The 12,725-nt window shown below is 63.9% G+C and carries 12 protein-coding genes; 5 read left to right on the top strand and 7 right to left on the bottom strand.

Features of this window, described 5'->3' with window-relative positions; genetic code table 11:
* Positions 1-114 precede the first annotated feature (114 nt).
* Complete coding sequence (locus tag G6P99_RS15095; RefSeq protein ID WP_051345962.1) at positions 115-666, top strand: MarR family winged helix-turn-helix transcriptional regulator; 552 nt, start codon at positions 115-117, stop codon at positions 664-666.
* Between the two features lie 21 nt (positions 667-687).
* Positions 688-1,887 (top strand): 3-hydroxybenzoate 6-monooxygenase, encoded by a 1,200-nt coding sequence (locus G6P99_RS15090; protein WP_165128657.1) that lies wholly within the window; start codon positions 688-690, stop codon positions 1,885-1,887.
* 14 nt (positions 1,888-1,901) lie between these two features.
* Here G6P99_RS15090 and G6P99_RS15085 read toward each other — a convergent pair whose 3' ends face one another.
* The 6 genes from G6P99_RS15085 to G6P99_RS15060 all read right to left on the bottom strand — a co-directional run bounded on the left by G6P99_RS15085 (position 1,902) and on the right by G6P99_RS15060 (position 7,878).
* Positions 1,902-2,801: an SMP-30/gluconolactonase/LRE family protein gene (locus G6P99_RS15085; protein WP_029078147.1), complete on the bottom strand. Its 900-nt coding sequence runs from the start codon at positions 2,799-2,801 to the stop codon at positions 1,902-1,904.
* Between the two features lie 202 nt (positions 2,802-3,003).
* Positions 3,004-3,426: a globin family protein gene (locus G6P99_RS15080; protein WP_029078148.1), complete on the bottom strand. Its 423-nt coding sequence runs from the start codon at positions 3,424-3,426 to the stop codon at positions 3,004-3,006.
* A 102-nt stretch (positions 3,427-3,528) separates the two neighbouring features.
* On the bottom strand, positions 3,529-4,323 hold the full coding sequence (locus G6P99_RS15075; RefSeq protein ID WP_029078149.1) for an ABC transporter ATP-binding protein: 795 nt from the start codon (positions 4,321-4,323) through the stop codon (positions 3,529-3,531).
* Between the two features lie 11 nt (positions 4,324-4,334).
* Positions 4,335-5,237: a nitrate ABC transporter permease gene (ntrB, locus tag G6P99_RS15070; RefSeq protein WP_029078150.1), complete on the bottom strand. Its 903-nt coding sequence runs from the start codon at positions 5,235-5,237 to the stop codon at positions 4,335-4,337.
* A gap of 64 nt (positions 5,238-5,301) precedes the next feature.
* Entirely contained in the window at positions 5,302-6,618 is a 1,317-nt protein-coding gene (locus G6P99_RS15065; RefSeq protein ID WP_165128655.1) for a CmpA/NrtA family ABC transporter substrate-binding protein, read from the bottom strand.
* 345 nt (positions 6,619-6,963) lie between these two features.
* A complete protein-coding gene (locus G6P99_RS15060; RefSeq protein ID WP_165128653.1) occupies positions 6,964-7,878 on the bottom strand; it encodes a dioxygenase in 915 nt (304 codons plus the stop codon).
* A 144-nt stretch (positions 7,879-8,022) separates the two neighbouring features.
* Between G6P99_RS15060 and G6P99_RS15055 the strand changes: the two genes are divergently transcribed.
* The 3 genes from G6P99_RS15055 (at position 8,023) to G6P99_RS15045 (ending at position 12,391) form a co-directional block, all read left to right on the top strand.
* Positions 8,023-9,297, top strand: a complete 1,275-nt coding sequence (locus G6P99_RS15055; RefSeq protein ID WP_029078153.1) for a serine hydrolase domain-containing protein — start codon at positions 8,023-8,025, stop codon at positions 9,295-9,297.
* 177 nt (positions 9,298-9,474) lie between these two features.
* Positions 9,475-10,983 (top strand): sensor histidine kinase, encoded by a 1,509-nt coding sequence (locus G6P99_RS15050; RefSeq protein WP_029078154.1) that lies wholly within the window; start codon positions 9,475-9,477, stop codon positions 10,981-10,983.
* Between the two features lie 88 nt (positions 10,984-11,071).
* Positions 11,072-12,391, top strand: coding sequence for a dicarboxylate/amino acid:cation symporter (locus tag G6P99_RS15045; protein ID WP_029078155.1), 1,320 nt, complete (start codon positions 11,072-11,074; stop codon positions 12,389-12,391).
* Between the two features lie 45 nt (positions 12,392-12,436).
* Here the strand turns inward: G6P99_RS15045 and G6P99_RS15040 are convergent, their stop codons facing one another.
* A complete protein-coding gene (locus tag G6P99_RS15040) occupies positions 12,437-12,691 on the bottom strand; it encodes a hypothetical protein (RefSeq protein WP_084518272.1) in 255 nt (84 codons plus the stop codon).
* Between the last annotated feature and the right edge of the window lie 34 nt (positions 12,692-12,725).

The raw sequence follows: 12,725 nt of genomic DNA, 5'->3' as shown, positions 1-12,725 counted from the left end.
TCAATGAGAAGGTTGCAAATGCAAATGATTGAGACGCAACTGTTGTCGATGCGAGGACCGGCGGCTATTCCGGGCGGACGCCTCCCGCCAGGAACCAAGCCCGGACCTAAGCCCATGTACCGATTTTCGAATTCGCTGCCCTATCTGCTCGCCCGGCTCGGCGTGCGGATGGGCGATCTGTTCGTCCGCGTCATCCGTCACGAGAAGTTGACGCTGCCGATGTACCGCGTGCTCGCCGCACTCTCGGAGCAGGGACAGCCGCTGCGGCTCGGCGAAATCGCCGAACTGACATCGGCCGACGTCTCGACCTTGTCGCGCATCGTTGCCGAGATGAGCCGCGCCGGCCTCCTGACGCGCGACCGGCCGGAGAACGACCAGCGCAGCCTGCAGGTCGCGCTGACGCCGAAGGGCGCCGAGCTCGCAGGCCGGCTGATGCCGATCGCGCAACACTATGAAGAGGTCGCAACCGGTGCGATGTCGGCGAAGGAAGCCGCCGAGCTCAAGCAGGTGCTGGTCGAGCTCTACAAGAATCTCGATCGGCTCGAGCGCGAGGTCGAGGCCGGCCTGATCGAGGTGCCCCCGCCGGCGGCGCCGAAAGACGTTCGCGAGGCGAAGTTCGACGCCAAAGGCACGGCCGGCCGCCGGCGCAAGATACCGAGGAAATAGCACCAACGTCAGGGAGAGGACATGCGCAGGGATCCGATCATCATTGCAGGCGGCGGCATCGGCGGACTGGCCGCGGCGGTCGCGCTGGCCCGCAAGGGATTTCAGGTCACCGTCCTGGAACGCGCGCCGCGCTATCAGGAAATCGGCGCCGGCATCCAGCTCGGCCCGAACGCCTTCCATGCCTTCGACCATCTCGATCTCGGCGATGCCGCCCGCGCAATCGCGGTGTTCATCGACCAGTTGCGGCTGATGGACGCGATCTCGGCCGATGAGATCACCAGCATCGATCTGACCAGCTATTTCCGCCGGCGCTTTGGCAATCCCTATGCGGTGGTCCATCGCGGCGATCTGCACGGCATCTTCCTGCGCGCCTGCGAGGCGCATCCCGGCATCACGTTGCGCAGCGATTGCGATGTCGTCGGATATGACCAGGACGGCGAGGCCGTCGTCGCGCAGCTGAAATCCGGCGAGCGTGTCAAAGGCCGTCTCTTGATCGGCGCCGACGGGCTGAGGTCCCGGATCCGCCAGCAGATGGTCGATGACGGCCCGCCGCGGATCGCCGGCCACACCACCTATCGATCGGTGATTCCGACCGAGCAGATGCCGGAGGATCTGCGCTGGAACGCCGCGACCCTATGGGCCGGCGCCAAGTGCCATCTGGTGCACTATCCGCTCTCGGGCTGGAAGGTCTTCAATCTCGCCATCACCTGCCACAACGACCCGCCGGAAGCCTTTGCCGCGAGGCCGGTCACCCATGAGGAGGTGCTGGAGGGCTTTCGCGACGTCCATCCACGCGCCAAGGCGATCATACACCACGGCAAGGATTGGAAGGCGTGGGTGACCTGCGATCGTGATCAAACCGAACGCTGGGTCGACGGCCGCGTGGTCCTGCTCGGCGACGCCGCGCATCCGATGCTGCAATATTTCGCGCAAGGCGCCTGCATGGCGCTGGAGGACGCGGTCTGGCTTGCGGAGCTGCTCGGCGCAACGCCTGACGCCTTCGAACACGCGCTGGAAAAGTATCGGCAGGTTCGGCTGATGCGAACGGCGCGGGTTCAGCTACAGGCGCGCGAACTCGGCACCCATGTCTATCATCCGGCCGGCGTGCACGCGCTGCTGCGCAACCAGCTGATCCGCGACACCAGCCTCGAGCAGTTCTGCGATAACCTGGCGTGGTTGTACGAGTCGCCTTTTCCCGAACGCCCGAACCTCGCTGCATAAGCCGGATAGACGGATCAGCCGAGCTCGCTGATGTCGGCGACCAGCACCGACCCCGTCACCGATTCCGTGATGTAGAGCCGGTCACGGTTGGCGCCGCCGATCGCGACATTGGTGCAGCTCTGCCCGGCGCATGACTTGATCCGGGCGACGCACTCGCCGTTCGGCGCAAACACGAAGACATGGCCGAGCGAGGCGTGCGCGACGAAAAGCCGCCCTGCTTTGTCCATCGTCATGCCGTCGGGCCCGCTCGGACCGAACAGCGAGCAGAAGCGTCCGACCTTGGACACGCTGCCGTCTTTCATGAACGGCGCGCGCCAGACCGCATTGTCGCGGGTCATCGCGACGAACAACACCGCTTCGTGCGGATCGAGCACCAGGCCGTTCGGGCTGATCCCGGTATCGATCAGGCAATCGAGCTGCCCGCTCGCGCGCAGGCGATAGACGCGGCCGGTCGGATCGTGCAGGCCGGTCTGGCCCTGGTCGGTGAAATAGATGTCGCCGTTCGAGGCGATATGAAGGTCATTGCAGCCGCGGAACGATTCCGAATTGCGCGAACGCAACAGCGGCGTGACCTTGCCCGATCCGGCATCGAACTCCATCAGGCCGTGCCGATAATCGGCGATCAGGATGCGGCCCTTGGCGTCGATCTTCAGCCCGTTCGGCCAACCGTCATATTCGGCGACCTGCGACCATGACTTGTCCGGCGCGATCCTGAAGATACGGCCGAAAGGAATGTCGACGATATAGAGATTGCCCGACGCATCGAATGACGGGCCCTCGATGAAGCAGTCGGTCACCGCGCCCGGCCGGTTGGCGTCGGCCCATTCGCTCGCCACCTTGCGGCGAAACTCGGCGGGAACTGTGGAGAATATCTCGGTCGGAATCAGTTTCGGCGGCGTTTCCAGGAACATCATTTTTTTGGTTCACCCGTTGGCGGAGCGAGTGAACCTTAGATCGTTCCGTTCGTCATTGCGAGGAGCGATAGCGACGAAGCAATCCATCTCTCGGCAAGCGGAGGTATGGATTGCTTCGCTACGCTCGCAATGACGGGCGAGAGAGTTCTAGTTTGCCGCCAGCTGCGATTTGGCAGTAGCGGCCGGCCCCTCCACGATTCCCCTACTCTGCCGCCTGCGCACCGTAGGCTTCCGAAATCATGTAACCGGACAGCGTGCCGTAGGCCGCGGTCCACGCGGCGGCGACGTCAGGCGTCCAGGCATCACCGAGGCCCTTCTCCAGCGTCCACAACAATGCGCCGCCGACCACCGGATAATGTTCGGGCCTGGCGCCATAGCCGACATGGCGCTTGGCGAGTGCACTCGCAGCGGGCAGAATCGCGTCGAGATTGCTCAGCCCGTTGACGACGACGGCGAGCGTCGTCATCAACTTCTTGCGCTGCTCTTTCATGTCTGCCGGAAACATCGCCTTCACGGCGGGCGCGACTTCGAACAAGCGATCGTAGAAAATAACCGCGGCTTGCTCCGCAATCGGCGCGACCTTGCCAAAGCTATCCTGAACCAGCTTGATTTGGGCCGGATTCATTTCAACTCTCCGTGGTTCTGAATGACTTTGCAAAATCCGAGCATTGGTCGTGGACCACGGCGTTTCGGTTCAAGGCCGAAACGCCTGATGTCGACATTATCTTCAAGCCGCCTCGACGAAGCTGTGGCGCTCATAGAGGAATTCGAGCACGCGCTGCCGGCACTTCAGATAGCCGGGGTTGTTCGCGAGTTCGAGCCGCTTGCGCGGACGCGCCAAGGGCACCTCGAGCACCTCGCCGATCCGTGCGCTCGGACCATTGGTCATCATGACGATGCGGTCCGACAGCAGCACGGCTTCGTCGACGTCGTGGGTGATCATCAGGATGGTGTTGCCGAGCTTCTGATGCAGCGCCATCACCGAATCCTGCAGATGCGCCCGGGTCAGCGCGTCGAGCGCGCCGAACGGCTCGTCGAGCAGCAGCACCTTCGGCTCCATCGCGAGCGCACGCGCGATGCCGACGCGCTGCTTCATGCCGCCGGAAATCTCGCTCGGCCGCTTGTCCTTGGCGTGCGCCATCTGCACCAGGCTGAGATTGTGCATCACCCAGGCGTCGCGCTCGGCCCTGCTCTTGGTTTTGGCAAACACCTTGTCGACGCCGAGCTTGACGTTTTCGTAGACGGTCAGCCACGGCAGCAGGCTGTGGTTCTGGAACACCACGGCCCGGTCGGGCCCCGGCGAATTGACCTCGCGGTTCTCCAAGAGCACGCAGCCATTGGTCGTGCCGGTGAGGCCCGCGACGATGTTGAGCAAGGTCGACTTGCCGCAGCCGGAATGGCCGATGATCGAGACGTATTCACCCTTCTGGATCGTCAGGTTGATGTCCTTCAGAACCTCCGTGGTGGCGTTGCCGCGGGTAAAAATCTTGTCGATGTGGTCGAGCTTCAGATAGGCCTGCATGACTTGTCCCCTCAGTTCGCAGCCGTGCCGCGGGTCACGATCTTGCCCAATCCCGCGATCAGGCGGTCGAGCACGAAGCCGATGATGCCGACATAGAACAGCGCCAGGATGATTTCGCTGATGTGCGAGGAATTCCACGCATCCCAGATGAAGAAGCCGATGCCGACGCCGCCGATCAGCATCTCAGCCGCGACGATCGCGAGCCAGGACAGGCCGATGCCGATACGCAGGCCGGTGAACATGTAGGGCGCGGCCGCCGGGATCATGATCTTGGCGAAGAACTCCAGCGGATTGAGCTGCACCACGGCGGCGACGTTGCGGTAGTCCTGCGGGATGTTGCGGATGCCGACCGCGGTGTTGATGATGATCGGCCACACCGAGGTGATGAAGATGACGAAGATCGCCGATGGCTGGCCGTCGCGGAATGCGGCGAGCGACAGCGGCAGCCAGGCGAGCGGCGGAATCGTGCGCAGCACCTGGAACAGCGGGTCGAGACCGCGCATCGCCCAGACCGACTGGCCGACCAGCGTGCCGAGCGCAATGCCCGCGATCGCCGCCAGCGAATAGCCCAGCGCGACGCGCTGCAGGCTCGCCGACAGGTGCCAGAACAGGCCTTTGTCGATGCCGCCGTGATCGAAGAACGGATCGAGGATCAGCTCCTTGGTATCCTTGAACACGCGCGAAGGCGGCGGCAGGGCCGAGCCCGCGCGCCGGCACACCAGCTCCCAGACGAGCAGCAGCAGCGCGAGGACGATCAGCGGCGGCACGACGCGCACTGCCGCCTCCTTCGCCATCTTGGCATATGTCTCGGCACGCGGCGGCCGCTTGGGCGTCATCGTCACGACCGGCGCCGCGGTTGCAGCAGCCGGAACGATCGCTGCGGTGAGTTCGGTCTTCATGGCAGGCATTGACATCGACAAAGTATCTCCGTGGTCAAATGGGTGGGCCGCGCGCGAGGAGCGCGCAGCCCTGCTCAAATCAGACGTCCACGCGCTTGATCGACAGCGACTTCAGGTATGCGGCCGGATTTTCCGGATCGAACACCTTGCCGTCGAAGAAGGTCTCCTTGCCGCGCGAGGTCGAGGTTGGAATTTCGGATGCGGGCACGCCGAGATCCTTGGCGGCCGCACGCCAGATGTCCTCGCGGTTGACTTTGCCGATCAGGCCCTTGGTATCGAATCCCGCTTCAAACTTGCCCCAGCGGATGTCTTCGGTGAGGAACCAGAGCTCGTGGCTCTGGAACGGATAAGACGCGAAGTCGCGCCAGTACTTCATGATGTGCGGCGAATTCTCGACCACCTTGCCGGTGCCGTAGTCGAACTTGCCCGCGGTGCGGTCATAGACGTCCTCGACCGGGCAGTTGATCCACTGCCGCTTGGCCATGATTGCCGCGAGCTCCTGCTTGTTCTCGGCCTTGTCGGCCCATTGCTGGGCTTCCATCACCGCCATCAGGATGGCCTTCGCCGCGTTCGGATATTTGTCGACCCAGGCGGCGCGCATCGCGAACGACTTCTCCGGATGCTTGTTCCAGATCTCGCCGGTGTTGACCGCGGTGTAGCCGATGTCCTGATGGATCAGCTGCAGATTCCAGGGCTCGCCGACACAGAAGCAGTCCATGGTGCCGACCTTCATGTTGGCGACCATCTGCGGCGGAGGCACCACGATGGTCTCGATATCCTTGTCGGGATCGATGCCGCCGGCGGCGAGCCAATAGCGAATCCAGAGATCGTGGGTGCCGCCCGGGAAGGTCATCGCGGCCTTCACCGCCTTGCCCGACGCTTTCTTCTTTTCCAGCGCCGTCTTGAACGGCGATGCGTCGGTCGAGAGCTTGAGGTCAGCATATTCCTTTGCGACCGAGATACACTGCGCATCGAGATTGAGCCGCGCCATGATGTACATCGGCGTCGGCTGGTTGTTCTGCGTCACCTTGCCGGCCGAGATCAGATACGGCATCGGGGTCAGGATGTGCGCGCCGTCGATTCCGTTGCCTTCGGAGCCGAGCACGAGATTGTCGCGCGTGGTGCCCCACGAGGCCTGCTTCTGCACATCGACATCGGGCACGCCATACTTGGCGAACAAGCCCTTGTCCTTGGCGACGAACAGCGGACCGGCGTCGCTCAGCGCAATGAATCCGAGCTTGGCGCCCTTCACCTCGGGGCCTGCACCTTGCGCGAATGCACCGGCGGGAAAGTTGAGCCTGGCTGCGGCGAGCAGCGCGGCGGCGCCACTGCTTGCCTTCAGGAGCTGACGGCGGCTGAGGCCACGGCCTGAGGGCTTGTTGGTGGGCTTGGTCATCGGTCGTCCTTTGCGTCGTTGCGTTGCGGTATTGCGTCTTTGCGTCGAGCGCCCTCCTTCGGGTGGCGACGCTCGCAGGGCGCAAAAGGGCATGCACCGGGGAGGCCCCGGTCTGGCGGCGTCAGAAATCCGATGGGGTGGCCTCGAGGGACGGCTTCAATGGCGTCGGCTATTGACTATTCAAGCCTTGTGCCAAGCTACCGCAGTGCAAAAATTGATTTTATTGCAAAGTCTTGCGCAACATGTCGCAGCGCGCGCAAACTTTCCGCGCGCTCCCAAAATTTGCGATTCGCTCAATTCTTGTGCGGCGCACAAGAATTGAGCAGCTGGCTTCAACGATAGCGATCAGGCGTCCTCGGCGACCTTGGTGCCGAGCGGCGCGGGCGCCATTCCGCCACCGGGTTTCACATGGAATTCGTAGTTCATCAGGTGCCACGGACCATCCGAGCGCTGGCCATCGGGCATCGCCGGATCGGTGCGCCGTTCAACCTTGGCGATCAGCTCGTCCTTCACGCCGAACACGACATCGGAGTCGATATATTTGTCGCCTTCCATGAAAACGTGCGTGATCAGCGGCTCATGGCCCTTGGCATTGACCAGGAAGTGCACATGCGCTGGCCGCATCGGGTGACGGTTGGTCTGCGTGATCATCTGCCCGACCGGACCGTCGGTTGGAATCGGATAGGTGCACGGCACGATGGTGCGGAAGAAGAAGCGGCCGTCGGCATCGGTGACGAAGCGCGCCCGCGACGACGGGCCTTCGGTGGCATAGCTCGGCTTCTGCGAGTCGTAGAATCCGTCGTCGTCCGCGTGCCAGACATCGACCGGCACATTGGCCAACGGCTTGCCCGTGAGGTCGGTGACGCGGCTCTGCACGAACATGCGCTCGCCGGGCAGGCTTGCCGAGATGTCGGTGCCGTGCGGCGTGACCTTGTGCTCGCCGACATAGAACGGGCCGAGCACAGTGGTCTCGGTCGCGCCGTCGCGATCGCGGTGGTTGACCGCATCGACCAGCATCGACACGCCGAGCACGTCGGAGAGCAGGATGAACTCCTGGCGGATATCGGTGCACTTCTGTCCGGTACGGGTCAGGAAGCCGATCGCGTGGTCCCACTCCTCGAAGGTGAGATCGGTCCTGCGCACATAATCGTGCAGCGACTTCACCAATTCCTGCAGCAGGAACTTGGCCCGCGGATCGGGTGTCTGGTCGAAGCTGCGGATCACGGCGGTGGTGAGCTCGGTTTCGTTGAACTGGGTCATCTCGGCGTTTCCCTGGAGCCCCTGAAGGGCGCGATTGCAACGGCGACCGTACACCACCGGCCCGTTGCCGGTAAGCGCCAGCCACTTGGTGCAGCGGACACTTTTCGGCTATCAAGACGGCCTTGCCAGCCGGAGAAACGCCCGATGTTAGCCCCCACGCCTGCCTCGCCCGAATCCGCGGGAATGTCGACCACTGCCCTCAACCGCCTCGAAGCGCATCTGAAGACCCGCTATATCGACGGCGGCCGCTTTCCCGGCACCCAGCTCCTGATCTACCGGCGCGGCAAGATCGTGCATTCCGCGGTGCAGGGCTTTGCCGATCTCGAGCGCAAGGTGCCGGTCAAGGACGACACCATCTTCCGCATCTATTCGATGACCAAGCCGATCACGTCGGTCGCCTTCATGATGTTGGTCGAGGAAGGCAAGGTCGCGCTCGACGAGCCGGTCGCCAAATACATTCCGGAGTGGAAGAACCTCAGCGTGTTCGTCGCCGGCACCGCGCCCGCCTTCCTCACCCGCCCGCCGAGCCGGCCGATGCTGATCGTCGACCTGTTGCGCCACACCTCGGGCCTCACCTACGGCTTCCAGCAGCGCTCCAACGTGGACGCGGCCTATCGCGAGAACAAGATCGGCGAAGTCATCAAGGCCGGCACGCTCGACAGCATGATCGAGGATCTGGCGAAAATCCCGCTGGAGTTCTCGCCGGGTGAAGCCTGGAACTACTCGGTCGCCACCGACGTGCTCGGCTACCTCATCGGCAATATCTCAGGGATGCCGTTCGAGAAGTTCCTGAAGGAGCGCATCTTCAAGCCGCTCGGCATGAACGACACCGACTTCTTCGTGCCGGCCGACAAGGTGCATCGCTTCGCCGCCTGCTACTCGGCCGACCCGCAGGGCGGCATGACCTTCCACGCTACCGAGCGCAAGGGCACGCTGACGCTGCAGGACGACCCGACGACCAGCTCGTTCCTGTCACCGCCCTCGCTGATCTCGGGCGGCGGCGGTCTGTGCTCGACCGCCTCAGACTATCTCACCTTCTGCCGCGCCCTGCTCAACGGCGGCGAGCTCGGCGGCGTCAGGCTGCTCGGCCCGAAGACGCTGAAGCTGATGGCCTCCAACCATCTGCCCGGCGGCGTCGACCTGCCGGCGATGTCGCGCTCGCTGTTCTCCGAAGCCGCCTATAACGGCATCGGCTTCGGCCTTGGCTTCGCCGTCACGATGCATCCGGCGCAGACCCTGATCGCGGGCAGTCCGGGCGAATTCAACTGGGGCGGCGCCGCGACGACGTCGTTCTTCATCGACCCGGCCGAGGAGCTGATCACGATTTTCATGACCCAGGTGCTGCCATCGAGCGCCTATCCGCTCCGGCGCGAGCTGCGCACCATGGTCTACGCCGCGATCACCGAGAGCAATCTCTGACAGACGCCTTTCCGCGGCGCACACCCCTCGTTTAAGCATGATCCTTTCGGAAAACCGCTTCACACTTTTCCGGATCATGCTCTAAGCGCCGCGGAACCTTTCCAATCACCAGCTATTTCCTTTGGCGGACTTTTCCCGCTTCCCCTAAGCTCAGAGCAGCACCGACCCGGGGACTTCGTGCCGAAACTGACATTGCCAGTCCGTCTCGCGCTTCTGGTCGCGGGAACGATGTTGCCGCTGATCGTTTTCGCGGTCGGCATAGTCTTCCACAATTACCAGCAGGACCGCCAGGCCGCCACGCAGCGTGTGCTCGAGACCGCGCGCAACATCCGCCTGCTGCTCGATGCGGAAATGCAGCGCATGACCGGCGGGCTGCAGGTGCTGGCGCTGACCAATTCGCTGCGCAACAGCGACTTCGACAATTTCCGCCGCGTTGCGGTCGGCTTCATCGACCAGTACGGCAAGGACGGCGTGGTGCTGGTGGCCGACCGCAGCGGACGCCAGGTGTTCTCCTCGCTGACGGCGGATACGGCGAGCCTGCTGCCGCGCAACAATCTCGAGATCCTTGGGAAGGTGTTTGCGACAAGGCAGCCGCAATATTCCAATCTGTTCTTCGGCGCGGTGAAGCAACGCCTGATCATCACCGTCGAGGTGCCGGTGATGCGCGACGGCGAGGTGCTCTACGACATCTCGTTCAGCCCGCCGATCGAGGTGTTCCAGACCATCATCGAGAAGCAGCGCCTCAACCAGGACTGGACCATCTCGATCTTCGACAGCGACGGCGTCAACCTGGCCCGCGTGCCAAATCCGCAGGCGACGATCGGGCAGCGCGCCGCGCCGTCGCTGTTCGCCGAGATGTTCCGCCGCAGCGAGGCGACGCTGCCGACCGTCTCGCTCGAAGGCGTGGCGCTGATCACCGGCTTCACGCGGTCGCGCGTCACCGGCTGGACCGTCGCCGCGGGAATCGCCGAGAACTCGCTGGTGGCGCCGCTGTGGCGCTCGCTTGCGATCACCAGCGTGATCGGCGGCCTGCTGTTGCTGGTCGGCCTCGGCTTCGCGGTACGGATGGCGACCACGATCGCGCGCGCCGAGATGCTGCACGACCTGCTGATCGAGGAGCTCAACCACCGCGTCAAGAACACGCTGGCGATCCTGCAATCGATCGCCACGCAGACCTTCCGCACCGCGAGCCGCGCCGAGCGCGACAAGTTCGAGGGGCGGCTCGGCGCGCTTGCCGAGGCGCACAACCTGCTCTCCACCGACAAATGGCAGGGCTCCGACCTGCAGGACGTGGTCAGCCGGGTGTTGCGGCCCTATCTGATCAACGCCTCCGAGCGGGTCAAAATGTTCGGACCGCGCGTGCCGCTGTCGCCGCGGCTTGCCCTGGTGCTGTCGATGCTGCTGCACGAAATGGCGACCAACGCCGCCAAATATGGCGCGCTGTCCAACGACACCGGCACGGTGACGCTGGACTGGGAGATCCTGGACGAAGGCGCCGGACCGAAGCTCCGGATGATCTGGACCGAGGCCGGCGGTCCGCCGGTCACCGCGCCGGTGCAGCGCGGCTTTGGCTCCCGCCTGATCGAGCGCAGCGCCCGCGACCAGCTCGGCGGCGAAGCCACGGTGGATTTCCTGCCCCAGGGCGTCGTCTACACCGTGACCAGCTCCCTCGAACCGGGCGATTGACCCGATAATGGCGGCCGAACCTGCGACATCTTGGCACGCAAGTTGCTAAGATAGGCGGGTTCGGCCGGCCAGAAACAGGGGGAAGTTCATGTCGACCATCGCAGCGGAAGCCAGTGTGGCACGAAAGCCGCTTTACACGTCACTGTTCGTGCAGGTGCTCGTCGCGCTGTTGCTCGGCATCATCATCGGCATGGTCGCGCCCGATTTCGCGATCGGGTTGAAGATCTTCAGCGATGCCTTCCTGAAGCTGATCTCGATGATCGTGGCGCCGATCGTGTTCTGCGTGGTGGTGCACGGCATCGCGGGCGCCGGCGACCTCAAGAAGGTCGGACGCGTCGGCGTCAAGGCGCTGGTCTATTTCGAGGTGATGACGACGGTCGCTTTGGTGGTCGGATTGATCCTGGCCTACCTGTTCGGGCCCGGTCACGGCATGAACATCGACACCTCGACGCTGGATCCCAAGGCGCTCGGCAACTATGCCAGCAACGCGCAGAAGCTGAAGGGCGAAGGCGTCGGCAGCTTCCTGCTCAACATCATCCCGACCACCTCGTTCGACGCGCTGTCGCGCAATGACGTGTTGCAGGTCCTGTTCTTCGCCATCATCTTCGGCGTCAGCCTGGCGCTGGTCGGCGGCGAAAAGGGCGAGAAGATCTCCTCTCTCATCGACGCGGTCTCGACCGTGCTGTTCCGCGCCATGGGCCTGATCGTGCGCATCGCGCCGATCGGCGTGCTCGGCGCCGTCGCCTACACGGTCGGCAAATACGGCGTCGGCTCGCTGAAGCAGCTGCTGTCGCTGGTGGCGCTGTTCTACGTCTCGGTCGCGATCTTCGTGCTCGGCGTGCTCGGCGGCGTCATGGCGCTCGCCGGCATCAACATCCTCAAATTCCTCGGCTACCTGCGCGAGGAGCTGACGATCGTGGTCGCCACCGCATCCTCCGACGCCGTGCTGCCGCAGATCATGCGCAAGCTGGAGCGCCTCGGCGTCAAGGACTCTGTGGTCGGCCTCGTGATCCCGACCGGCTATTCCTTCAACCTCGATGCGTTCTCGATTTATCTGACGCTTGCGGTCGTGTTCATCGCGCAAGCGACCAACACGCCGCTGTCGTTCGGCGACCTGCTGCTGGTGCTCGGCGTGTCGCTGATCACCTCGAAGGGCGCGCATGGCGTGCCGGGCTCGGCGATCGTCATCCTGGCGGCGACGCTCAATGCGGTGCCGAGCATCCCGGCGATCGGCCTCGTGCTGGTGCTCTCGGTCGACTGGTTCATCGGCATGGCGCGCGCGGTCGGCAATTTGATCGGCAACTGCGTCGCCACCGTCGTGGTCGCGGCATGGGAGGGTGACCTCGACCGTGACAAGGCCCGTCGCGTGCTTGAAGGCGCAGAGGCAGTCGACGTCACCGCCGGCTGAAGTGCCACGGCACAGGACCGGCAGCGTCCCGCGCGCGGCGCTGGCTTACTTGACCAGCCTCAGATACGGCGGCAATTGCCGGGTCGCCGGTTCCGGCATCGGCTCGTCCGACGCGATCATGTCACACAGGGCCTTCAGCTCGGAATCGGTCACCTTGTGGAGCTCCATCCGGAGCTCGAGGATGGCAAGGGACAATAGCCGCGCCGTCTCCGTATTGGTCCGGTCGGTCAGGAAGGCCTGACACTCTTCCAGGGTTGCGAGCAGCGCCAGCAACCGTTCTTCCGTATTTGCGACCGGCATATCTTCCACTCCCGAAGCCGCGAGGTAGAGTCGA

The sequence above is a fragment of the Bradyrhizobium sp. 6(2017) genome (assembly GCF_011058295.2).
Lineage (GTDB): Bacteria > Pseudomonadota > Alphaproteobacteria > Rhizobiales > Xanthobacteraceae > Bradyrhizobium > Bradyrhizobium septentrionale.
This window is presented reverse-complemented; position numbering and strand designations above follow the sequence as displayed.